The organism is Paenarthrobacter sp. RAF54_2 (genome assembly GCF_052113945.1).
GTDB lineage: Bacteria > Actinomycetota > Actinomycetes > Actinomycetales > Micrococcaceae > Arthrobacter.
The window spans coordinates 55,260-78,160 of the sequence record NZ_JBFRDV010000002.1 but is presented as its reverse complement, the minus strand read 5'-3'; the positions used below and the strand labels follow the sequence as shown (position 1 = coordinate 78,160).

The 22,901-nt window shown below is 62.5% G+C and carries 21 protein-coding genes and 1 pseudogene; 4 read left to right on the top strand and 18 right to left on the bottom strand.

Going from position 1 to position 22,901, the window contains the following annotated elements; genetic code table 11:
• Positions 1-10: 10 nt before the first annotated feature.
• The 4 genes and pseudogenes from AB4Y87_RS01770 to AB4Y87_RS01755 all read right to left on the bottom strand — a co-directional run bounded on the left by AB4Y87_RS01770 (position 11) and on the right by AB4Y87_RS01755 (position 3,492).
• Positions 11-817 carry an exodeoxyribonuclease III gene (locus tag AB4Y87_RS01770; protein WP_442002780.1) on the bottom strand — a complete coding sequence of 269 codons (807 nt, stop codon included), beginning with the start codon at positions 815-817 and terminating at the stop codon, positions 11-13.
• Positions 818-902: 85 nt separating this feature from the next.
• Positions 903-1,469 (bottom strand): HdeD family acid-resistance protein, encoded by a 567-nt coding sequence (locus AB4Y87_RS01765; RefSeq protein WP_442002779.1) that lies wholly within the window; start codon positions 1,467-1,469, stop codon positions 903-905.
• A gap of 104 nt (positions 1,470-1,573) precedes the next feature.
• A complete protein-coding gene (locus tag AB4Y87_RS01760) occupies positions 1,574-2,200 on the bottom strand; it encodes a response regulator (protein ID WP_442002778.1) in 627 nt (208 codons plus the stop codon).
• Positions 2,197-3,492 (bottom strand): annotated as a pseudogene (locus tag AB4Y87_RS01755) (sensor histidine kinase). Before AB4Y87_RS01755 ends, AB4Y87_RS01760 begins: the two are co-directional and overlap by 4 nt.
• A gap of 202 nt (positions 3,493-3,694) precedes the next feature.
• Between AB4Y87_RS01755 and AB4Y87_RS01750 the strand changes: the two are divergent.
• Entirely contained in the window at positions 3,695-4,273 is a 579-nt protein-coding gene (locus AB4Y87_RS01750; protein WP_442002777.1) for a GlcG/HbpS family heme-binding protein, read from the top strand.
• A 66-nt stretch (positions 4,274-4,339) separates the two neighbouring features.
• Here AB4Y87_RS01750 and AB4Y87_RS01745 read toward each other — a convergent pair whose 3' ends face one another.
• From AB4Y87_RS01745 to AB4Y87_RS01735, 3 genes are read right to left on the bottom strand one after another with little or no spacing between them, the layout of a single operon-like run.
• Complete coding sequence (locus tag AB4Y87_RS01745; RefSeq protein WP_442002776.1) at positions 4,340-5,554, bottom strand: acetyl-CoA acetyltransferase; 1,215 nt, start codon at positions 5,552-5,554, stop codon at positions 4,340-4,342.
• Positions 5,551-6,246, bottom strand: coding sequence for a CoA transferase subunit B (locus AB4Y87_RS01740; RefSeq protein WP_442002775.1), 696 nt, complete (start codon positions 6,244-6,246; stop codon positions 5,551-5,553). Before AB4Y87_RS01740 ends, AB4Y87_RS01745 begins: the two co-directional genes overlap by 4 nt.
• Before the next feature lie 39 nt (positions 6,247-6,285).
• Positions 6,286-7,002 (bottom strand): CoA transferase subunit A, encoded by a 717-nt coding sequence (locus tag AB4Y87_RS01735; protein WP_442002774.1) that lies wholly within the window; start codon positions 7,000-7,002, stop codon positions 6,286-6,288.
• Between the two features lie 205 nt (positions 7,003-7,207).
• Here AB4Y87_RS01735 and AB4Y87_RS01730 point away from each other — a divergent pair, with 205 nt between their 5' ends.
• A complete protein-coding gene (locus tag AB4Y87_RS01730; protein WP_442002969.1) occupies positions 7,208-7,966 on the top strand; it encodes an IclR family transcriptional regulator in 759 nt (252 codons plus the stop codon).
• A gap of 57 nt (positions 7,967-8,023) precedes the next feature.
• On the opposite strand, the gene AB4Y87_RS01725 is transcribed toward AB4Y87_RS01730, so the two are convergent.
• Positions 8,024-8,605 carry a GNAT family N-acetyltransferase gene (locus AB4Y87_RS01725; RefSeq protein ID WP_442002773.1) on the bottom strand — a complete coding sequence of 194 codons (582 nt, stop codon included), beginning with the start codon at positions 8,603-8,605 and terminating at the stop codon, positions 8,024-8,026.
• Positions 8,606-8,796: 191 nt separating this feature from the next.
• On the opposite strand from AB4Y87_RS01725, the gene AB4Y87_RS01720 reads away from it, so the two are divergent.
• Positions 8,797-9,171, top strand: coding sequence for a VOC family protein (locus AB4Y87_RS01720; protein ID WP_442002772.1), 375 nt, complete (start codon positions 8,797-8,799; stop codon positions 9,169-9,171).
• An 86-nt stretch (positions 9,172-9,257) separates the two neighbouring features.
• On the opposite strand, the gene AB4Y87_RS01715 is transcribed toward AB4Y87_RS01720, so the two are convergent.
• Positions 9,258-10,958, bottom strand: coding sequence for a cytochrome c biogenesis protein DipZ (locus AB4Y87_RS01715; protein ID WP_442002771.1), 1,701 nt, complete (start codon positions 10,956-10,958; stop codon positions 9,258-9,260).
• Positions 10,959-11,203: 245 nt separating this feature from the next.
• Here AB4Y87_RS01715 and AB4Y87_RS01710 point away from each other — a divergent pair, with 245 nt between their 5' ends.
• Positions 11,204-11,881 carry a fasciclin domain-containing protein gene (locus AB4Y87_RS01710; protein ID WP_442002770.1) on the top strand — a complete coding sequence of 226 codons (678 nt, stop codon included), beginning with the start codon at positions 11,204-11,206 and terminating at the stop codon, positions 11,879-11,881.
• Between the two features lie 72 nt (positions 11,882-11,953).
• Here the strand turns inward: AB4Y87_RS01710 and AB4Y87_RS01705 are convergent, their stop codons facing one another.
• From AB4Y87_RS01705 to AB4Y87_RS01665, 9 genes are all read right to left on the bottom strand, one after another.
• The gene (locus AB4Y87_RS01705; RefSeq protein ID WP_442002769.1) at positions 11,954-12,139 is read right to left on the bottom strand and encodes a hypothetical protein; all 186 of its coding nucleotides are present in this window, start codon (positions 12,137-12,139) and stop codon (positions 11,954-11,956) included.
• An 11-nt stretch (positions 12,140-12,150) separates the two neighbouring features.
• Complete coding sequence (locus AB4Y87_RS01700; RefSeq protein WP_442002768.1) at positions 12,151-14,172, bottom strand: BCCT family transporter; 2,022 nt, start codon at positions 14,170-14,172, stop codon at positions 12,151-12,153.
• 480 nt (positions 14,173-14,652) lie between these two features.
• Positions 14,653-15,459 (bottom strand): IclR family transcriptional regulator, encoded by an 807-nt coding sequence (locus AB4Y87_RS01695; protein WP_442002767.1) that lies wholly within the window; start codon positions 15,457-15,459, stop codon positions 14,653-14,655.
• A 128-nt stretch (positions 15,460-15,587) separates the two neighbouring features.
• The gene (gene fdhD / locus AB4Y87_RS01690) at positions 15,588-16,469 is read right to left on the bottom strand and encodes a formate dehydrogenase accessory sulfurtransferase FdhD (protein WP_442002766.1); all 882 of its coding nucleotides are present in this window, start codon (positions 16,467-16,469) and stop codon (positions 15,588-15,590) included.
• Complete coding sequence (locus tag AB4Y87_RS01685; RefSeq protein WP_442002765.1) at positions 16,457-17,803, bottom strand: molybdopterin molybdotransferase MoeA; 1,347 nt, start codon at positions 17,801-17,803, stop codon at positions 16,457-16,459. Before AB4Y87_RS01685 ends, fdhD begins: the two co-directional genes overlap by 13 nt.
• A gap of 29 nt (positions 17,804-17,832) precedes the next feature.
• Complete coding sequence (gene fdhA, locus AB4Y87_RS01680) at positions 17,833-19,050, bottom strand: formaldehyde dehydrogenase, glutathione-independent (protein ID WP_431117782.1); 1,218 nt, start codon at positions 19,048-19,050, stop codon at positions 17,833-17,835.
• Between the two features lie 163 nt (positions 19,051-19,213).
• Positions 19,214-19,636 carry a GlcG/HbpS family heme-binding protein gene (locus AB4Y87_RS01675; RefSeq protein ID WP_442002764.1) on the bottom strand — a complete coding sequence of 141 codons (423 nt, stop codon included), beginning with the start codon at positions 19,634-19,636 and terminating at the stop codon, positions 19,214-19,216.
• Between the two features lie 151 nt (positions 19,637-19,787).
• Positions 19,788-22,106, bottom strand: coding sequence for an FdhF/YdeP family oxidoreductase (locus AB4Y87_RS01670; RefSeq protein ID WP_442002763.1), 2,319 nt, complete (start codon positions 22,104-22,106; stop codon positions 19,788-19,790).
• Complete coding sequence (locus AB4Y87_RS01665; protein ID WP_442002762.1) at positions 22,061-22,900, bottom strand: methylenetetrahydrofolate reductase; 840 nt, start codon at positions 22,898-22,900, stop codon at positions 22,061-22,063. Before AB4Y87_RS01665 ends, AB4Y87_RS01670 begins: the two co-directional genes overlap by 46 nt.
• Position 22,901: the final 1 nt, after the last annotated feature.

Here is a 22,901-nt window from a genome sequence, read left to right as displayed (position 1 = left end):
TCAGCGGTGATTAGTCTGCAAGCTCCACGATCACGGGAGCGTGGTCCGAGGCGCCCTTGCCCTTGCGTTCCTCGCGGTCAATGGAAGCGCCGGTAACCCGCGCCGCCAAGGCCGGGGAAGCCAGGCAGAAGTCGATGCGCATGCCTTCCTTCTTGGGGAAGCGCAGCTGCGTGTAGTCCCAGTAGGTGTAGACGCCGGGGCCGGGTGTGTACGGACGGACGACGTCGGTGTAGCCGGCGGTTTCGAAGGCATGGAAAGCGGCGCGCTCCGGCTCGCTGACGTGCGTGTAGTTGTTGTTGCGGAACAGTTCGATGTCCCACACGTCGTCATCGAACGGTGCAATGTTCCAGTCGCCCATGAGTGCGACCTGTGCTGCAGGATCGGACTTCAGCCACTCCGCGGCGTTGCCCTGAAGGACGTCAAGCCACTTGAGCTTGTACGGCATGTGTTCGTCGTCCAGCGAGCGGCCATTCGGAACATACAGGCTCCAGATGCGGATGCCGCCGCAGGTTGCGGCGATTGCCCGGGCTTCCTGCGCGGGATCCTTGCCGGCCTTGCCGAACATCGGCTGATCCAGGAAGGTGCGCTCTACATCCTCCAGTCCAACACGCGAGGCGATGGCGACGCCGTTCCACTGGTTCACGCCGAAGTGCGCAACCTCGTAGCCCATGCGCTCAAAGAGCTCCCACGGGAAGTTATCGTCCTTGCACTTGGTCTCCTGGATGGCCAGGACATCACAGTCACTGCGCTCAAGCCACGCTTCGACACGGTCGGCACGGGCACGGAGGGAGTTCACATTCCAGGTAGCTATCTTCACAGCCACTAACTTACCGAACTTGGCGCCAAGCGCATCCCCTCATGAAGGATTGCTGGCCGTGACGCCCTTGTTGCGTCAAGGAACATCAGTGGGCGTACATGAAGGAAGACGATGCGCCCCGGCGCATCTTGACGCCGCAAACGATCAACAACAGCCCCGCAACTACGGAGAAGGCTGCCAGCAAACCCACCACGCCCAGGAACCCGAAGCCGGGGTTGATCAGGACAAACAGTCCAAAAAGCGCCGTCACAAGACCTGTCAGCAGCCAGACTCTCCAACCATTGACGGAGCTCCTTGATGCAAACGCGAAGATGATCTCGGAAAGCCCCAGGACCAAGGCCCAGAGTCCAATCAGGATGCCAAGGGCTGCAGCTGTGATTCCCGGCCACGCAACCGCCACTAAGCCGGCGGCGATGGAGATGAAGCCGCCCACCATCGTCCAGCCGGAATGGCGTGAAGGGTCGTAAAAGTAGTGGGCCACGTTGGTGAGGCCGTCCACGATTGCGAAGACACCGAAAACGAAAACCAGTCCGAAGACCGTGGCTACTGGCAAAGATGCAACCAAGAGTCCAAAGAGCACGGCCAGGATTCCGCGGAACAGCAGGGCAGTTCCGGAATGTTTGAACATCTTGCGTTCCGAAGCGTCGGACATAGTGCCAGCTTAACGGAATGCGGGCCGTGGATATATAGGAACGAGCCCTGAATCGCGGCGCGGTCTGCCTACCGGATGCGGCCGGCCTACCGCACGCGGCCGGCCTACCTCATGCCTTCGCGGCGGATGGCGGTTGCGATGGCAGCCGCCCGCGTCTCCACGCCGAGCTTGGCATAGATGTGGGCCAGATGGGTTTTGACGGTTGCTTCGGAAATGAAGAGGCGTTTGCCTAGGTCGCGGTTGCTGAGGCCCTCTGTCAGGAGGCTCAGGAGCTCTGCCTCCCGAGGTGTAAGGATCTCGTCCGGGTTCCGCAGCTGTTGTAAGAGCCGGGACGCAACCGGCGCGCTCATCACGCTTTTGCCCTGCACAGCGCCTCTTACGGCTGCAAAGATCTCTTCCGGTGCGGCGTCCTTGAGCAGGTAACCCATGGCGCCGGCATCGACGGCACGGACGATGTCGGCGTCGGAATCGTAGGTGGTGAACACGATCACCGCCTGCCGGGGATTTCGCTGCCGCAACTGCTTGATGGTCTCGATCCCATCGATTCCCACACCCATGGCCAGGTCCATGAGAATCACTGCCGGTGAATGCTGCTGTGCCGCTTCCAGCGCTTCCTCACCTGATGATGCTTCACCGACGACGACGATACCGGCCTGGGTGCCCAATAGCGCCTTCAGCCCGCTCCGGACTACCGTGTGGTCGTCCACAAGCAGCACGGAAATGGTGGTCACAAGGACTCCTTCGATATGTCTGCGGGCGACGTAGCTTCAGGCGACCTATCTTCAGGCGTACCTTCAGGTAGAGCCGGCAGCGGGATCTGGGCTGCGATGATGGTGCCCTCGCCCGGAGTGCTCTCCACGGACAATTCTCCGCCCAGCTGCTCAATGCGTTGCCGCATGGCGCGTAGACCGTATCCTCCCGCTTCCGACGGCGGAGGTACCGCTCCGGGATCAAAGCCGCGGCCGTCGTCGAACACGTCAAGGGTGATCGCGTCCGGAAGGTACCCAAGAGTCACGCTGGCGTTGTCCGCATGGGCATGAAGTTTGATGTTGGCCGCGGCGCTCTGGGTGACGCGGAGCAGGGCATGCCGAACCTCGGGCGGGATGGGACGGGTCTCGCCGGTGACCTGCACAAGGACGTGGTCCAGGTACTGCTGGGCCGCCCGCTCCAAGGCTTCGAGAAGGGGCGCAGTTTCGAGGCCAGGCACCGAGAGCTCGTGCACGAGGCTCCGGGTGTCGGCAAGGTTCCCGCGGAGGAGGCTGGTTGCTCTGTTGACTTCGTGGTGCGCCGCGGGATCAGGCCAGGAACGTTGGGCTGCCTCGAGGAGGAGCAAGCTGCTCGCGAGGCCCTGGGTGACGGTGTCGTGGATTTCACGGGAAACACGCTCGCGTTCCGCCGCGATTCCCGCTTCCCGTTCACTCGCGGCCAGCTGTTCCTGCGCTTGGCTTACATCTTCGAAGAGCTTTCGCTAGAGGGCGCCGTCGCGCTCAATCTTGTCGTAAATCAACGTGAGCAGGGCCCCCGCAGCGAGCGGTCCGAGCAGCATGGCGACGTCCGTCCAGCCACTCATGCGGAAAAGCCCGACGGCGGTGGCCGCTGCCGTCGCGCCGCCCGCCAGATACGCGGCCCACCCACGGAACGCGGTGCGGCTGAGGAAGAAAATGGCGAAGGAGCACCATGCGAAGCTTGGCGCCGCGATGACCAGAGCAGCCCATGAGGCTACCAAGGCAAACATCCACAGCTTGCCGTTTTGGGTTTGTTGGCTCTGCATGGGTTTGCCGTTTTGGGTGGGCTGTCGGTGTTGGGCCAGCAACGCTGTCAGGACGTACAGGGCACACACGCTGACAGCCAAGGCCACAGTCCAGAGGTTGTCCGCGGGGGAATGGCGCATGACGTACCGGACAGCAGAGGCGACCATCAGCACGGCGAAACCCAAGTGCACCACGGCGTCGATGCGGGTATCGATCCGGCTGCCTGGACCGGGGCGGCTGCTTGGATCCTGCCGTTGAGGGGCTGCTGGCATGGGGTGGTTCCCGTTTCCGTATCGGTCGGTGGTAGGCGCTCTTTCCATGCTAGATCGCGCGTGGTTGCTGGTCTCTCCACCTTTTGGCTGATGCGGCTGGCGGAAAGGCTGAGCTTGGAACCGCCGCACGGCCGATGTGCCCGGGAGTTGCTCCCGGAAGCATGGAGATGTACCCGAAATTGCTTGCCACGAGGAGAACTCCGTGAAGAAGTCCAACAAGATGATTGCCGCCGCTGCTGCCGGAGCACTGTTGCTCACTGGTGCGGTTACCGCCGTAGCCAATGCCGTAGCCCCCGGCGCCGCGCCTGTTAACGTACCCGCTGCGCCAGTCACTGCCGAGGTCCAGCCGGCACCTGAGAATGTGGTTTCCCAGAATCGAATCACAGTGGGTGCTTCCAGCAAGGCCGTGAATGCCGCCCTTGCCAAGTGCCAGGCCGACAAGCTTCCGTTCGTGACCGTGGCCCTGGTGGATCGCTTTGGCACTGTCCAGGCACTTCTTCGCGGTGACAACGCCGCCGAGCACACCATCGAGGCCGCCAAGCAGAAGGCATACACCGCGGCTGCCTTCGGTGCCCCCACCAGCGAACTGACCAAGCGCATCAACGGCGCCGGCCCGTCCATCGCGGACCTTCCCGGCACGCTCTTTCTGCCAGGCGGTGTCCCGCTGAAGGTCAACGGCGTATCCGTAGCTGGCATCGGCGTCGGCGGTGCTCCCGACGGCGCCTTGGACGAGGCGTGCGCGACTGCTGGTGCCGAAGCCCTGGCCGCGGCTGCAAAGTAACCCAAGTAAGTCGCAGCTGAGCGCGTTTTCAGCCCTCAAAACGCGCAGTGCTGCGACTTACTTGGGTTAGATCGCCTCCAGTACGCTGACGTAATTCGCGATGCCCACGCCGCCCATGTTCTGGACGGCGCCTCGCCCGGCATTGGGAAGCTGCATGTCGCCGGCGGTCCCCGTGAGCTGCATCGCCGCAATGACATGCTGCGACACTCCGGTGGCGCCCACGGGATGACCCTTGGCCTTAAGACCGCCGGACACGTTGACGGGAAGTTTGCCGTCCTTATACACCCAGCCTTCTTGGACAGCGCGCGAACCCTCGCCGCGGGGAGTCAGGCCCATGGCCTCGTACATGACGAGCTCGGCGATGGTGAAGCAGTCGTGGACTTCGGCGAAGTCCAGTCCGTCGATGCCCACGCCTGCCATAGTTAGCGCGCGCTCCCAAGAGACACGGGTAGCTGCGAATTCGGTGGGATCGCGCTTCTCCGCGGGGAAGAAATCGTTCGCGTGACCGAAGCCGGCCAAGCGCACGGGTGCGGTAGCGCCGCCGGCACCCGACGTTGAAATCACGACGGCGGCCGCACCGTCCGAGACCGGCGAACAGTCCGTGCGGCGCAAGGGGTCGGCGACCATGGGGTTCTTCTCCGAGATGGTCCGGCAGAATTCCTCGCCAAAGTCCCGGTGCATCTGGGCATAGGGATTGTCCATGCCGTTGTGGTGGTTCTTGGCTGCAATGGAACCGAGGACGTCGCCCAGGCCTCCGGGATAGGTGGCTGCGTCTATCCCTGTGCCGTAGCGCTTCCCGTATTGCTTCGCCACCTCCGCGAACAACCCCGTGAACCCTGTGGTGGACGCCTTGCCCGCCATTTCGTATGACGCACCAAGCAAGGCTGCCCCCACCACGTCTGCTCCGGCGTCGGTCATCTTTTCCGCGCCGATCACCAAAACATTGCGGGCAGTTCCGGCGAGCACAGCCTTCACGCCTTGCTGGAACGCTGCGGAACCGGAGGCGCAAGCGTTCTCCGTGCGCGTTGCGGGGACATTGGCCAGGTCTGCAGAGAGCTGCAGGGCCAGCGACGACGTGAATCCCAGCGGCTGCATGCCTGAGTTGAACTGCCCGAGATAGACCTCGTCGATGTCCTTGGGCTCAAGGCCGGAATTGCGGATCGCTTCACCGGCTACCTGGACAATCAATGATTCGAGGGTGTGGTCTGTGAGCTTGCCGAACTTGCTGTGTCCCCATCCTGTGAGCAGGATGTCCTTGCCGAACTGGTCTTTCAAGCTCATGCGCTTGCTCCTTCAAATGTGTGTTCTTCAGACGTGAGCGCCACCGTGAACTCCGCCTCGGTCTTGGTGCGGATCTCTTCCACCGTGACTCCCGGGGCGAGGCGCGTGAGCAGGAGGCTCGTGCCGCCGTCGTTGTTTTCAGCGTCCGCCTCGATGTCGAAGACCGCGAGGTCTGTGATGATCCGGTCAACGCACTTCAGCCCGGTCAGCGGCAGCGTGCATTCCGTGACGATTTTGGCCGAACCGTCCTTGGCGTTGTGCTCGGTGAGGACCACCACCCGCGGTGTCCCGGCCACCAAATCCATGGCGCCGCCCATGCCCTTGACCATCTTTCCCGGGATGGTCCAATTGGCGAGGTCACCGCGACCCGAGACCTGCATGGCCCCTAGAATCGCCACCTTCACATGGCCGCCGCGGATCATGCCGAAGGACGTGGCGGAATCGAAAATGCTTCCACCCGCTGTGATGGTGACGGTCTGCTTACCCGCATTGATCAGGTCCGCGTCCTCCTCGCCCTCATAAGGGAACGGGCCCATGCCGAGCAGGCCATTCTCGCTTTGGAGAACCACCCGCACGCCGTCGGGCAGGTTGTTGGCCACCAAGGTGGGGATGCCGATGCCGAGGTTGACGTAGTCGCCGTCGTTCAATTCTTCAGCCGCAATGGCGGCCATCTGGTCCCGTGTCCAGGCCATGATGTGTGCTCCTTATTCTCTTAGACCGTTAGCGCTTCTCTAGACCGTGAGCGCTTCGCGCCGCGGGCGGACTGTGCGCTGTTCGATGTCCTTAACCCGCGTGCTGGCCTGCACCAGCCTCTGGACGAAGACGCCGGGCGTGACAATGTGATTGGGGTCGAGCTCGCCCGGTTGCACAATGACCTCCGCCTCAGCGATGGTGACGGCGCTGGCTGTTGCAACCACAGGGTTGAAGTTCCTCGCCGTGTAGCGGTAGATCAGGTTTCCATCCGTGTCAGCAGTGTGGGCGTGGACCAGCGCGACGTCGGCGGTGATGGCGCGCTCGCGGACGTACGTCACGCCGTCGAACTCTTCCAGCGGCTTGCCTTCGGCAACCAGGGTGCCCACGCCTGTCCGTGTATAGAAGGCGGGGATGCCGGCACCGCCAGCGCGGAGGCGCTCGGCGAGGGTGCCTTGCGGGGTGAATTCGACGTCGAGCTTGCCGGCGAGATACTGCTCGGCAAACAGCTTGTTCTCGCCGACGTACGAGGCGATGACTTTCCTGACCTGGCCCGACTCGATCAGCACGCCGAGCCCCTTGCCATCCACACCCATGTTGTTGGAGACGATGGTGAGATCCTTGGCGCCCGACTCCCGGACGGCATCGATCAGGTCGGCGGGGATGCCACTGAGGCCGAAACCCCCGACGGCGATGGTCAGGCCGTCTGCCATCAGGTCATGGAGCGCTTCGGTTGCGCTGGCGTGCATCTTCGACATTGGAACTCCTCTTTGAGTCTTTGTTGTGGAAGTATCCACGTTGTGGACTGGTTATCTGTAAAGGAGCCTAGGAGTGATCCCTGCTGTGGTCAACGGCTTCAGTGCTTGGCTACTCACGCTGTGGACTGTAGACTCAATCGCGTCCATATTGTGGACGAAATCTTCAGGAGGCTTTGTGGCCGAACAGAAATCCACCCAAAACCCGATGCAGGGTGCCCAGGTTGTGGGCCGTGTTGCCCTGCTGCTGAGGCTGGTGGGACGCAAACCCGAGGGGACGTCGTTGGCCGGATTGGTTCGTGAGTCAGGGCTGACACGGCCAACCGTGCACCGGCTGCTGACGTCGCTGGCTGCGGAGGGATTGCTGGAACACGATTCAGCCGCGGGGAAGTGGGTTCTTGGTCCGGAAATCTTCCTCCTGGGATCGGTAGCGGCGGCACGCTTCCCCATGGAGGACATTGCCCGGCCCAGCCTGCGCCGCCTCGCCGCCGAAACTGGCGAGAGCGCGTTCTTCTCCATCCGACGCGGCAACGAAACCGTCTGCGTGTTGCGCGAGGAAGGCTCGTTCCCGGTGAGGTCCTTCGTGCTGCATGAAGGCGTACGTTTTCCTTTGGGAGTTGCCTCGGCAGGAACGGCCATCATGGCCTTCCTGCCCACCGACGAGCAGGAAACCCTGCTTGAGAACTGGCCTGCGCACGCTGGCGACTTTGCCATGGGCCATTCCGTTGACGTGGTGCGGAACAACCTTGAGCGCACGCGGCTGGCGGGCTACTCCGTGAACCCGGGGCTGATCCTTGAAGGAAGCTGGGGGATGGGCGCGGCCGTCTTTGACCAACAGGGGCGGCCGGCATGGGCCCTTTCTTTGACGGGGATCGAACCACGGTTCCGTCCTGATCGACAGGAATTCCTCGGCAAATTGCTGCTCGAGGAAGCTCACCGAATGACCGCGAGACTGCAGGGATCCTGACCCAAATAGGGGACAGCACATGCTGCAATGAGAGCCCAGTGGACCGTTTGCTGTCCCCTAGTTGGGTTGGCGCAGGTCCAGACGCATCAGCACCCTCGGGAATCCGTTGAGGACGGACGTCGTTTCGGCGACCTTGGTGAAGCCGGCGTGCTCGAACAGCCTGCGGGTCCCCACGTACGCCATGGTCAGATCCACCTTGTTGCCCTTGTTGTCCACGGGGTAGCCCTCAACGGCTGGCGCGCCATGGCTCTCTGCGAAGTCAATTGCACCCTGCAGCAACTTGTGCGAAATGCCCTTGCCGCGATGCCCGGGTCGCACCCTGATGCACCAGACGGACCACACATCGGCGTTGTCCACGTGGGGGATCTTTCGGTTCGTCGCAAAACTGGTGTCGGCCCGGGGGTGGACGGCAGCCCAACCCACTACTTCGCCGCCGTCGTACGCAAGAACGCCTGGCGGCGGATCCTCCGCAACCAGCTTTTCGACGAACTTTCCCCGCTCCTCCCGCTGGAGCTCGAGGTTCTGCTTCGACGGAATCCGGTAACTCAGGCACCAGCACACATTGGCGTCCGGACGTTTGGGGCCGACGATGGTTTTCACGTCCTCGAACACCGTTGCCGGGCGAACCTCGATTCCCATGCCGCCCATCCTGTCACCGCCGCCCAACTCTTCGCTAGACTGGCGGACGTGATGACCGGATCGGGCACCTGCCCTGCACGGATTGGCTACCCGGCCGAACTCTGACATGTGCCAGCGCTGCGCGCGCTCCTCCCCGTGGATTGATGACCCTGAAACCCATCGAACGAAATCCACACAACAAGGAGTCATGCATGCCCGCCCTTTTTAACCACACCATCATCGCGTCCACCGATCGCGTCGCTTCCGCCGAGTTCTACCGGTCCATCCTCGAAGCGGACGAAGCACCCAGCTGGGGGCCCTTCACCAACCTGACTTTAGCTGGCGGCGTAATGCTCCAGTTCGCCGAGCCCCCGGTTGAGATCCAGATGCAGCACTACGCCTTCCTGGTTGACGATCAGCATTTTGACCGGGCCTATCAGCGGCTGGTGAGTGCCGGCGTCGAGCATTGGGCGGATCCGCAGATGACCCGTCCAGGCGAGACCAACACCGAGCACGGTGGCCGAGGCGTCTACTTCAAGGACCCCTCGGGCCACGCGCTGGAGCTGATCACGAAGCCGTATTTCTAAGGATGAAGCGGAAGCTGGATAGGGGGCCGCGGCGTGGAGGGCATCGCGAAGCGGGCACGGCCCCCTATCCAGCTTCCAGCGGAGCACTATCCGAATGTGAAGGAGTACGCCTGGATGCCCTGTGGGATCTTGACTTCCAGCTTGCCCTCGTGGATCCCGGAGTCGTCCACGATCTGATAGAGCGTCGGCGTCCCTGAGACCGCTACGGACGTGGTCTTCCCATCCCGGACAACGTCGATCATGCCTTCACCACTGACCACGATGTACACCTGCTTGGCGTGGTAATTCAGGGCAATGGAAGAACCGGCGCTGGCAGGGGTGATGGATTGCGTTCCGAGATCCCACGAACCCTTCAAGGAAAAGCTGTCACCGGGCTGGTCGGCCGGCGTTGAATACAGTCCCACCCCGGCTTTATAGGGTTCCGTGCCCGCATAGTTGACCTTCTTGGTGGTGCCCAAGTACGTCTCCGGAGTGGTGGCACCTGCTACCGGGCCGTCGTCGGACGCTTCAATGGCCGCAGGGAGCGCCGCTGAAGGGTTCGCCTCTTGCAGGAGTTCGCGGATCAGCTTCTCGGTGGTCTGGTAGCCGCCCTCGCCGAACTTGATGTGACGGACTGTTCCCTCGGAATCGATCAGATAGTGGGCTGGCCAGTAGCGGTTGCGGTAGTTGGTCCACGTGGAGAGGGTGTTGTCGATGGCCACCGGGTAGGTGATGCCGAGGTCCTGCGCGCCGGACATGACATTGCGGGTCTCTTTCTCGAACGCGTACTCGGGGGAGTGGACACCGATGATTTCCAGGCCGGAGTCCTTGTACTTGCTGTACCAATCGGTGAGATGCGGAACGGAGCGCTGGCAGTTGATGCAGGAATAGGCCCAGAAATCCACCAGGACCACCTTGCCTTTGAGGTCCTTCAAGTTCACGGCCTGACCGCCGGGGGTGTTGAACCACTCCTGGATGCCCTTGATATCCGGCGCCGTCCCGCACGATTCCAGATCGATGGAGCCGTTGCTGCACTTGTCCAGCTCGCGGTTTTGGTCATTTACCAGGCCACCAAGATCCAGGGCCTTCTTCACGGCCTCGTTGTCCTGGACCTGCTCCTGGAGTGTGGAGGTGTAGTCGGGCACGAGTTTCTGCAGCAGCTGCGGGAGGTTCAACACCAGGCCGATTGCGAGGGCGATCATCATGACGCCACCGGCGATGCGGATCTTGCGCTGGTTCTTCCGGAAGGCCTTGACGCGCTCTGCGACGCGGCGGCCAGCCAGCGCGAACACCAGCAGCGGAACGGCTGCGCCGAGGGCAAACGTCAACGTGAGGACTATGGTTTCGGGGCCCACCTGGCCGGTGGCGCCGGCCACGGCAATGGCGGCAAGCACTGGTCCTGCACAGGGGACATAGACGACGCCGAGCGCCAGTCCCAGCACCAGGCCGCCGTTTTCGGTGCCTACTTTGCGCTGCGGGATCCAGGAGAACGGCTTCTCCAGGATGTGCTGGAAGCGGTCGAAAATGAGGCCGCAACCAATGAGCACCAGCACCACCAGCCCGATCCATCGAAGCAGGTCCTGCGGCAGGTTCACCAAGGTCAGCAGGAACGAGCCCACCAGCGTGAAGGTGCTGAAGCTGATCACCAGGCCCAGGATCACTAAGTACGGACGCCAGCTAGTTACAGTGCCTTTGCGCGCCGCCTGCACACCTCCGGAAAGAAAGATGACCGGCAGGACGGGCAGGATGCAGGGCGAAATACCTGTAATCAGCCCACCCAGCAGGCCGATAAGTGCTAATTGCAGCATTGCGTCTCCCAACGTCGCCGGACCGGCCGTGAAGGGTGCCGGCTCCGGAATATCTGTAGGCAGTTCGTAGCTGATGCCGCGATGGCTTGGTTTGGAAACTTTTTCAATCCGCACCCATCCACACCGGTGCGACCTCCGAATAGCTGGTGAGGCACAAGCTGCCGGCGACGCGGAAGCAGCGCCGGGCAGCCAGTGCCCACACCCAATGGACCCAATGCCCTGGTTCCACGAACAAGGAGAATGACATGTTGTCCACAAAGCGCCCCGCCCTCGCCTTCGTTGGCCTCACTGCAGCCGCCCTTCTCGGACTCACGGCTTGTGGTGGTTCAAGCAGCTCCAGCACGCCTTCGTCGTCATCCCCTGCGCCGGAGATGACGTCCTCGGCACCGGCGCCGTCGGCTTCTGCCATGAGCAACGCCGCCATGGATCCCGCCCGTGATCTTGTTGGCCCCGGCTGTGCCGGTTACGCCGCCCAGGTTCCGGATGGTGCCGGTTCGGTAGTGGGAATGGCCCAGGACCCCGTTGCCGTAGCCGCTTCGAACAACCCGCTCCTGAAGACTTTGACTGCCGCTGTTTCAGGCAAGCTCAACCCGAAGGTGGATCTGGTCTCCACTCTCAACGGCAGCGAATTCACCGTCTTTGCACCTGTTGACGATGCGTTCGCCAAGATTGACCCCGCCACCATTGAGACTCTCAAGACGGACGATGCCCTGCTGAGCAAGATCCTCACTTACCACGTAGTCCCTGGCCAGCTGAGCCCGGAACAGATCGTCGGTACGCACAAGACAGTCCAGGGCGGCGAAGTGACCGTTGGCGGCAGCAAAGGTGCCCTCACAGTTGACGGCGCCAACGTGATTTGTGGTGGCGTCCACACGGCCAACGCAACGGTTTACCTGATCGACTCCGTGCTGATGCCCAAGTAACCTGCCAGTCCGCAAACAACAAAGCAGGCGCCGGGATCCCGGCGCCTGCTTTGTTGTGTTGGAAATTAGTAGTCAGCGCTTGCCTAAGTCGCTATTTACGTAGGAGCCCTGGACGGTGGCGGTGCTTCCACAAGTGCAACCACCGTCAACCTGGAGCTTGACCGTTACGGGTTTCGTTGCATCCAGGGTGAAGCTCACGGTGTCTCCGGAATCAGTGGAGACACGGAGAGTGCTTTCTTGTTCATGGGTTTGAGTCATGGCGGGATACCTTACTTGTCGGTTGGGTCGGTCCGGGGAGACTGAACCCTGGGGATGCTTCCGGTCGGAGTTCCGCCGGGACAGTCGGAGTCAGGGCAGTCCTCCGCACACTCGTGCCTGGTCACCAGGTCAAATTGAACGCCCCGATGTTGTTCCACGCCCGTACGAATCGCGCGTTCAACAACGGATGTCGCCAAGCGCTTATGCAGTGACAGCGGATCACGGCGCAGGTCCTTCGTGAGGGCGAAACAGAGCAGCAGCATGACGATGACGAACGGTAGCGCGGCAACAATCGTGACTCTTTGAAGTCCGGCCAAAGCCTCGGATGGTTCGTCGCCGCCAGCCAGGAGCATGACCGCTGCTACTGCGCCGGTAAGGCTTCCCCAGAAGATCACTACTCCACGCCGGGGGTGTTCTGCTCCGTTGGAGCTGAGCGATCCCATGACGATGGACGCCGCGTCGGCACCAGTGATGAAGAAGATTGCCACCAGCACCATGGCCAGCACGATGACTGCGGCCGTGGCCCAGCCGGGCATGCCAAGGTTCTTGACGAGATCGAAGAGTGCGCCGTCGAAATTGACGGAGGGCACACCGTTGGCCATGGTCACCAAACCGGGTGTGCCGGCCTTGTCAGCTTCCTGCTGGACGTGGAAGGCAGCCCCACCGAAGATACCGAACCAGATAACGCTGACGATGCTTGGCACCAGCAGAACGCCGGTGACGAACTGGCGGATGGTTCGGCCGCGGCTGATGCGTGCAATGAACATGCCGACGAAGGGCGTCCAGGAGATCCACCAGGCCCAGTAGAAAATGGTCCAACTGGTCATCCAGCTACGCAGTGCTTCGTCGCCGACCGCCTCTGTCCTGGAGGACATCTCTGCCAGGTCCCGGGCGTAGTCGCCGATGGCTGAAGGGATCAGGTTGAGGATGAACAAGGTGGGGCCTGCAACAAACACTATGAGTGCCAGGACGACTGCCAGCACCATGTTGATGTTGGACAGCCACTGGATGCCGCGGCTGATGCCGGAGACTGCGGATGCGACGAAGCAGAAGGTGAGGATGGCGACGATCACCACGAGTACCGGGGTGCCGATCTCGCCTACCCAACCGTTGGAGGTCATGCCGCTGCCGATCTGAAGGGCACCGAGGCCCAGGGAGGCGGCGGTGCCGAACAGGGTGGCAAAGATGGCCAGGATGTTGATGAATTTCCCGAGCGGGCCTTCCACCATCCTGATGCCGAAGAGCGACGTGAACGCTGCGGAGACCAGCTGCCTGCGACCCAAACGGTAGGTGCCGTAGGCCATGGCAATGCCCACTACTGCATACATGGCCCATGGGTGCAGGGTCCAGTGGAAGATCGAGGTGGCCATGGCCGTCTGGATGGCAGCAGGGGTGCGGCCGTCCACAGTGCCCGGTGGTGGCGAGATGTAGTGGTAGAGCGGCTCAGCCACGCCATAGAACATGAGCCCGATGCCCATGCCGGCGGCGAACATCATCGCTACCCAGGAGACGGTACGGAATTCCGGCTTCTCGCCGTCCTTGCCAAGCGGGATGTTGCCGAACTTGCCCAGGGCGAGCCAGAGGACGAAGACGACGAACAAGGAGGCAAGAACCATGAAGAGCCAGCCGGTGTATTCCATGACCCAGTTCAGGGCGCCTTTGGAAGTTTCGGAGAGGCTGTCCCGGCCGACGAAGCCCCAGACCACGAAGGCGACGGCGATGGCGCCCGTGATTCCGAAGGTGACTTTGTCGAGCGTAAGTTTCTGGTTCCGGCGGGCAGTAACTGCCTGCTCGGTCCTGGCATGGCGCAGTTCTTCAAGGATCTGTGCGTATTCCTCAGTATCCGGCAATGTTTCTGCGCCTCCGTCCTCATCGTCGAGGACTGCGGGGTTGGTTTCGTCCGGGGAGACGCTGATGACGTCCCCGGAGTTTTCCAGGCGGTTGGTTCTACGTGATGAAGGAGTGTCGGCCAGGTTATCCGTGGCGGGCACTTCCTCGGGAGTTAGAGGCTTTAGATCACTATTTATAGCCATGAGCGGGTCCTTTGCTCGGCGAGTCATGGGCTTGGGTTTATACATGGCCCTGGAGGGTGGGAGCGGGTAGAGGGTTGGGGGCTTCGTCCGACTCCATGACCATCATTTGTGGAGCAGTATCAAGTCGGAGCGCCTGCCCCGAATCGAGCTCACTGATGGGGCAGGCCTTGTGCATGGTGCACCTCTTTTGGTCGGCGAACGGGATTTGTGGTCGCTTAGGCTTAGTCGCCTTCTTGCGTCTCGCAAGGATCAACAGTTCTCGCGTTATGCAACAGAGTGCGCCCCGTCACAGGTCAATGTCAAGGTGTTTCTTTTCCACTTCAGGCATCTTGACACTCGCCCCGAGGCGCCTCAGGCAGTTGCGCATGGTGGTTACTGTTGCGTAACAAGCGACATTCAAGGCGAAAAATGGGCACGCTAGCGACGCCAGCCAGCTTTACTTGAAGGCGTGCATTACGCGGCGGGCTCGGCGGGTAGCGCCTAGCGGCGTCGGTAGCCCATCTTGGCGCTGATGGCCAGGCCAGCCTCGCGGAGGGCCTCTATGAGCCCTGGCTGCTCCTCAGGAGCAAAACGGAAGGCAGGGCCGGAGATACTCACTGCGGCGATGACACTGCCCATGTGGTTGAAGATAGGCACGGCCACGGCCGTCAGGCCGATTTCGAACTCTTCATGGACCACCGCGTAGCCGTTCCGCGCGACGTCGAGCAGTTGCTTCTCCAGCTCCCCACGGTTGGTGATGGTTCGGGGTGTGCGGGCTGGGAGTCCGACGGTCTTAAGAACTTGGTTCCGTTCGTCAGCTGTCAGCGCAGCCAGGAGCACTTTGCCGCTGGACGTGGCATGCAGTGGCGTCAGGCTGCCCACCCAGTCGTAGGTGGCAAGCGTTGAGGGGCCCATGGCTTGATCCACGTTGACGGCATAGTTGGATCGAAGCACAGCAAGGTTGACAGTTTCCTTGAACTCAGCCGCGAGCGCTTCCAGTACTTCCCTTGCCTCGCGCACCACGCTCAGCCTGCCGGGGATGGATGTTGCCAGCCGGAGGATTCCGAAACCCAGCTGGTACTTGCCCCTCTCATTGTTCTGCCGGACAAGGTCGCGGTTAACCAGCGAGCCCACAAGCCTGGACACCGTGGATTTGTGGACGCCCATCTCGTCAGCAATTTCACTGACACCGGCGTCGCCTTCGCGGGCGAGGATTTCCAGGATTTGGAGCGCGCGGTCCACCGACTGGACGCCTCCGCCCTGGGCGTCTGCGTCCTTCTCGATGTCCGGATTGTTAGCTGGGGCCATGATGCCTCGTGTCGTTGTCCCAAGCAGGTGGTCCGGGCCGTAAAGCCCTGCCCGGCCTGCTCCTCGTCTTTCCTCATCCTAGTCCGACACGGACACGGGCCCGGCACATAAACCCGCAGAAGGGGCGGTCAGATCCCGACCAAAGCCTCCTCCCTGGCCACCTTGCGGGGGCGGACCAGTCTGTCACGTCCGGCGTAGACGTTGAGGCTGTGTCCGCGGCTGAAGCCAACCAGTGTCACGCCGGTCTCAGTGGCGAGGTCCGCGGCAAGGCTGGAGGGCGCGCTCACGGCGGACAGGACGGGGATGCCGGCGAGGGCGGCCTTCTGGACAAGCTCGAACGATGCCCGTCCTGAAACCTGCAGGACCAATCCCGTCAGTGGCAGCAGATCCTGCCGCAATGCCCAGCCCACCACTTTGTCCACGGCGTTGTGGCGGCCCACGTCCTCCCGCAAACAGAGGAGTTCCGGCGTTGCGCCGTCCACCCTGAAGAGCCCGGCCGCGTGGACGCCACCGGTCCTGTCGAACACTGCCTGGGCTTCCCGGAGGCGTTCGGGCAGTTCGGCCAGGATGTCAACGGGAACCCGCAGCCCGTCCTGGGCGGGGTCGAAGTGGAGGGTCTTGCGGACGGCCTCGATGGAGTCCGTCCCACAGATGCCGCACGAGCTGGAGGTGTAGACGTGGCGCATGGTGTCCGGCATTTGTACGTCTGAGCGAAGCTGGGCCTCCACCACATTGAACGTCTGCGTCCCGTCCTTCTCGCCGGCGCAAAAACGCAGGGAGATCAGCTCGGACTGGCTGCGGATGATGCCTTCGGACACCAGGAACCCGGCCACCAGGTCAAAGTCGTCTCCCGGAGTCCTCATGGTCACGGCGAAGGAGCGGCCGCCGATCCTGATTTCCAGGGGCTCCTCGGCAGCCAGGACGTCTTCCTTGAACCGCACCGGATATTCGGTACCTGTCCCGTCGAGATGGAAGCGGTGGATCTTCCGGCGCTGTGTCATCCGTGCCATGGTGCGTACCTTCCTGGCTGGTTGGGGAAATCGATGGTTGCTTGCGCCTGCGACCAAGCGCTTGACCAGGCGCTTGTCCAGACACTTGACCAGGCGCTTGTCCAGGGCAGCGGCATGACCGGGACGGGTTCGCCTGCCTCCACTCCGTCAGGGGGAACGGCCATGAAGCCGTCGGCCCAAGCCAGCCCGCGCATCATGCCGGGGCCTGTATGTGAAGCAGGAAAGGCAAGGCCGTGGACAAAGGTGCACGGAATGAGTTGTGTCCGGCCTGGGCCCGGATCAATGTCCGCCCCGGACGTAAGGTGGCCGGCTATTTGGAAAGGACGGTTTTGGAGGGCAGCCAGCAGTGGCTCACCGATGGTCATGAGGGCCATCATGGCGGCCAGGGGGTTGCCTGGGAGGCCGATGATGAAGCGGCCGTCCGGAAGTTCAGCCAGTACCGCAGGATGCCCCGGGCGCATGGCGACGCCGTCGAGCAGTAAGCGCCCACCGAGCGCGGCCACTGCAGTGCGGAAGTGGTCGGTTCCGGATTTCCCAGTGCCGCCGGTGGTGATCGTGACATCGGGGCGTTCACCTCCGAGCGGCCCGTCAAGTGCGGACAGCCACTCTTCGTAGGAGTCGCCGATCCGTTGCTGGCTGCCTGGAATTCCGCCCAGCTGGGAAATCACTGCGCCGAGTTGTGGGCCGAAAGTGTCGCGCACCTGCCCCGCTGCCGGCACACCCGAGGTCACCACCTCGGAGCCGGTAAGTACGACGGCGACCCGCGGCTTGCGTTGTACCTGCAGTTCGTCGTGGCCTGCTACGGCAGCAAGGGCAATGTGGGCAGGATTAAGGAGTGCGCCGGCGGGTACGAGGACGTTACCGGCTCGGGCTTCTTCACCGGCTGGCCGTATGTGCCGGCCGGGGAGCGTCTCGCCGGGTTTCGCGTCTGGTCTCAGTGAGAGCTGCAGCCCGTATCCGGCGTCGAGGACCTCTCCGCTCTCTTTCCGAAGTATCGCCTCGGCGCCTTCCGGAACCAGGCCACCGGTGGCAATGACGCTGGCTTCTCCCGGTGATAGCGGCAGCCCCGCCGTCGTGATCTTCCACGGTCCTCTGCCGTGAATGGCCCAGCCATCCATGGCAGAGGACGCGTAGTGCGGAAGGTCCTGCTGCGCCGTCACGTCACTGGTGAGCACGTATCCGATCGCCTCCGCCAGTGGCACGGACGCCGACGCAAGCGGAACAGCGCAATCGAAGGCCAGCTGCCGTGCTTCAGACCACGTCGGGGCAGGCATCCGCTCGCACGGCACATGGGACGTTGGCGACGTGCCGCCGATGATTTCCTGTGCGAGCATGGATGCCCCCTTCCTGGTGTTTTTGCGTACTAAGCCTTTACGTAACCGTTCGGGTTCAGTACGAACTTTGTTGCCGCTCCGGCGTCGAATTCGGCGTAGCCGCGGGGAGCGTCCTCAAGCGGGATGGCTTGCGCATTGACTGCCTTGGCGATCTGGACCTTGTCGTGGAGGATGGCCATCATCAATTGGCGGTTGTACTTCATCACCGGGCACTGTCCCGTGGTGAAGGACAAGGACTTTGCCCAGCCGGTGCCTAGCGAGAGCGAGAGGGAGCCGTGCTTGGCTGCTTCATCGATTCCGCCCGGATCGCCCGTGACATAGAGGCCCGGGATGCCCAGGGAACCACCGGCTGCGGTGATATCCATGAGGGAGTTCAGCACGGTGGCCGGAGCCTCGTGCGAGGCGTCCCGTCCGTGGCCGCGGGCCTCGAAGCCAACGGCGTCCACGCCGCAATCCACTTCCGGCACCCCGAGGATCTGCAGGATCTGCTCCTTCGGGTCGCCGTTGGAAACGTTGACCGTTTCGCAGCCGAACGAGCGCGCCTGTGCAAGCCGGTCTTCGTTCATGTCGCCCACAATCACGACTGCGGCGCCAAGCAACTGGGCGCCGACGGCGGCAGCCAGACCCACAGGGCCGGCACCCGCGACGTACACCGTGGACCCTACGCCCACCCCGGCCGTAACGGCGCCGTGGAAGCCGGTGGGGAAGATGTCCGAGAGCATGGTCAGGTCCATGATCTTTTCCAGGGCCTGATCGCGGTCCGGGAAGCGCAGCAGGTTCCAGTCGGCGTAGGGAACCAGCACGTACTCGGCCTGTCCACCTACCCAGCCGCCCATGTCCACATAGCCGTAGGCGCTGCCGGGGCGGTCAGGGTTGACGTTGAGGCAGATACCGGTCTTTTGCTCTTTGCAGTTCCGGCAGCGGCCACAGGAAATGTTGAACGGCACCGAGACGATGTCGCCCACCTTGATGAACTCGACGTCGGGACCCACCTCCACGACTTCGCCGGTGATTTCGTGGCCGAGGACCAGATCCTGCGGGGCTGTGGTGCGGCCACGGACCATGTGCTGATCGGAACCGCAGATGTTGGTGGTTACAGTGCGGAGGATCGCGCCATGCGGTACCTTCCGGCCGACGTTGGCCGGGTTGACGCCCGGTCCGTCCTTGAGTTCGAACGTCGGGTAGTCAGTGTTGATGATTTCGACTACGCCGGGTTCCTTGTAGGCGACTGCTCGGTTTCCAGACATGGACACTCCTCCTGGGGCGGGTTGTGGTACGGAAATTGGATCTGCCCAATTGCCCGAGAGCGGTGCTTCGATGAGGAAATACCTCCCCAGGTTTCAGGCCACCGAAGCACCATTCACGGACAATTGGACAGTTTTGCCTAATATTTCTGGCTAATGTTCTTGGCTAAAGCCCAGCCGCGCCCTGGAGCTGGACTGCTGCTCCTGCGGATGCGACCGTGTGGTCGTTCTCCACGGTGCTGCCGCTGACGCCGATCGCACCGATCACAGTGCCGTCCTCCCCGCGCAGGGGGATGCCTCCCGGGAAGGTGATGAGTCCTCCGTTGGACACCTCGATGTTGTAGAGCGGTCCTCCAGGCTGCGAAAGCTCGCCGATTGCCCCCGTTGGCATGTCGAAGAAACGGGCGGTGCGTGCTTTCTTGATGGAAATGTCGATGCTGCCCAGCCACGCCCCGTCCATGCGGGTGAAGGCCTTGAGGTTGCCACCGGCATCCACCACGGCGATGTTCATGGCAGTCCCGGTTTCACGGGCGGCGTCGCGGGCTGCGACAAGTACGGCATCTGCTTGGACTTGGGTGATGTCAGACATTGTTTCTCCGTTGATTGATGTCTTCTTGACGAGATGGTCCTTGGCGGGTTTGGAACTCTGGTTGCGAACCGGCCATCTGATATCTCTGCGCAACTAGGAAAGATATATCAGTCACATACTATGGCACGCATCACACTGTGTCCAGAGCCTTTCAAGCCCGTTCGAGGCGGACTATGACGGACTTGGACGTCGGCGTCCCACTGGTATCGGCAACAGAGTCCAGCGGTACAAGGACGTTCGTTTCCGGGTAGTAGGCAGCGGCGCACCCCTTGGGAGTGGAGTACGCGACGATGCGGAAGTCTTCTGCCCGGCGCTCGGTTCCCTGGAATTCAGAAACCAGGTGGACCATGTCACCGTCGGCAAAGCCCAGCTCGGCGATGTCGGACGCGTTGATGAGGACTACCCGCCGGCCGCCGTGGATGCCGCGGTAGCGGTCGTCCTTGCCGTAGATGGTGGTGTTGTACTGGTCGTGTGAGCGCAGTGTTTGGAGCACCAGCCGGCCCGCCGGGACCTTGATGTATTCAAGCTCGTTGCCTGTGAAGTGCGCTTTGCCTGACGCGGTATCGAACTTCCTGGCATCGCGCGGTGGGTGCGGCAGCACGAAGCCGCCCGGGTGCTGGATCCGATCTTCGAAGTTCTCGAAGCCATCGAAGACGGCCTCGATGTGTTTGCGGATCAGTGAGTAGTCATCACGCATCGACAGCCACGCGGCCTTGGGGGTGTTGGGGAGGCGCACGGTGCCGTCGGTGAAGAGCCGGTGGGCAAGGTTGCAGACAATGGCTACTTCCGAGTGGAGGTGCTCGCTTGCGGGCTTGAGGCGCCCGCGGGATGCATGGACCGCGCTCATGGAGTCTTCCACCGTGACCCTCTGGTCACCGGTCCGCTGGGTGTCTTTCTCGGTGCGTCCGAGGGTTGGCAGAATCAACGCCCGACGACCCGTGGACAGGTGCGAGTGGTTCAGCTTGGTGGAGATCTGGACGCTCAATCCTGTGTTGGCCAGCGCTTGTTCCGTGACGTCCGAATCAGGGGCGGCGCGAACAAAGTTTCCTCCCATTCCCATGAAGAAGCGGACCTTTCCGTCCCGCATGGCACGGATGGCGGCAACAGTGTCATAGCCGTGCTCCCGTGGTGAGAGGAACGCGAACTCGTTGTCCAGACGGTCGTGGAATTTCTCCGGCATCTTCTCGAAGATGCCCATGGTGCGGTCGCCCTGGACGTTTGAGTGGCCGCGCACCGGGCAAACTCCTGCGCCGGGCTTGCCGATGTTCCCCTGAAGCAGCAGGACGTTAACGACGTCGCGGAGGGTGGGTACCGAATGTTTGTGCTGGGTCAGTCCCATGGCCCAGCACACGATGGTGGCGTTGGAGGCCAGGAGCCGTTCGCCGGTGGAGTGGATTTGCTCCAGGGTGAGGCCTGTTGCTTCCACGATGTCGTCCCACTGCACTTTTTCCAGGAAACGCAGGTATTCGTCGATGCCCACTGTGTGGTCCTCGATGAACCTGTGGTCCAGGACGGTTTCCAGGCCCGGGGTCTTGCGGCCCGCGGCTTCAGCCTCCACAAGGTACTTACCCAGGCCCTGGAAGAGGGCCTGATCGCCGCCGGCACGGATCTGCAGGAAGTCATCCGTCAGTTGGGTCCCTTGAATCATGCCTGCCACGTGCTGCGGGTTTTCAAAGTGCAGGAGTCCGGCTTCGGGCAGGGGATTGACGGACACGATGACCGCGCCGTTCTTCTTGGCCTTCTCCAGGGCGCTGAGCATGCGGGGGTGGTTGGTACCTGGATTCTGCCCAGCCACGAAGATCAGTGACGCCGTCTCCAGGTCGGTCAGGCTTACCGAGCCCTTGCCGATGCCGATGGTTTCCACCAGCGCGGAGCCCGAGGACTCGTGGCACATGTTGGAGCAGTCCGGAAGGTTGTTGGTGCCAAGGCCGCGCACCAGGAGCTGGTAAACGAAGGCGGCCTCGTTGGAGGTTCGGCCGGATGTATAGAAGACGGCCTGATCGGGGTGGTCCATGCCCCGGAGCTCCTCCGCCATGAGGTCATAAGCCTTGTCCCATTCGATGGGCGTGTAGTGGGTGGCGCCCTCATCGAGGAACATCGGGTGGGTCAGCCGGCCCTGCTGGCCCAGCCAGTAGTCATCGCGCGTCTTCAATTCAGCTACGGAGTGCTGGGCAAAGAACTCAGGCGTGACGCGGCGCCGGGTAGCTTCCTCGGCGACGGCCTTGGCCCCGTTCTCGCAGAACTCTGCTGCATTGCGCTTCTCGTGTTCCGGCCAAGCGCAGCCCATGCAGTCGAATCCGTCGATCTGGTTCACTGCCAGCAGCGTTTGCACGCTTCGCACCGGGCCCATTTGTTCCAGGGAGATCTTCAGTGCGTTGGCAACGGCTGGAATGCCGACAGCCTTTGTCTTGGGTTTGGTGACGGTCAGCTTTGACTCGTCGATGTTTTCACGGGGGGCTTTGGAAGCCATGCGATCTTCCCTTCAAATCTGGGTAGGCGGCTGAGGTCGTTGAAGCTGTAGACGTGGATGCCGGCAAACAGCGGATGCCCGTCGAGGGCCTGATGAACGTCCCGGATCAGGCCGGAGCTGTCATAGCGCATGACATCACCACCGCGCAGGAGTGCCTTGGCCATTCCTGTGCCGCGGGCCAGCTTGAGTGAGCGTCCCACACCTAATCGTGCACCCATGGCCAGCAGCTTCTGCACGGACACCGGCCCGGGAACGCCGACCCACACGGGAAGCCGGGACCCGGCTCGGTGCAACTCCTGCAGGTATGAGCTGATGGATTCCGCCGAAAAGCACATTTGCGTGACCATGGACGACGCCATGGGTGACTTGCCGGCCAGGCTGCTCCGCAACTGTTCTTCGCTTAGTTGTGGGTGGCCTTCCGGGTAGCCGGCGATGCCAAGGGAGAAATCTTCCGAGAATGCCTGGATGTCTTCCATCAGCTGGCCGCTCCAGGAATACGGGCCGGCAGGCGCACTGCGGTCCCCGGCAATGAGGAAGAGCTCCCGGACGCCCTCATCGCGCAATTGATGCAGGAACAGGTGCAGCTCTGCCTGGTTGGCAATGCTCCGCGCTGCCAGGTGCGGGACCACGTGGTAGCCCAGCCGGGCAAGCTCAATCGACGCAGCGACCGTCCTGGCCGGACCGTGATGCGGCAGGCAGGTCACGCTGACCATCCCTGGCGCCTCGTAGGCGGGAGGCAGTCGCCGGGCAAGGTCAGCGGAGGGACTGACCTCCAGGCGGATCGGCGTTTCCATG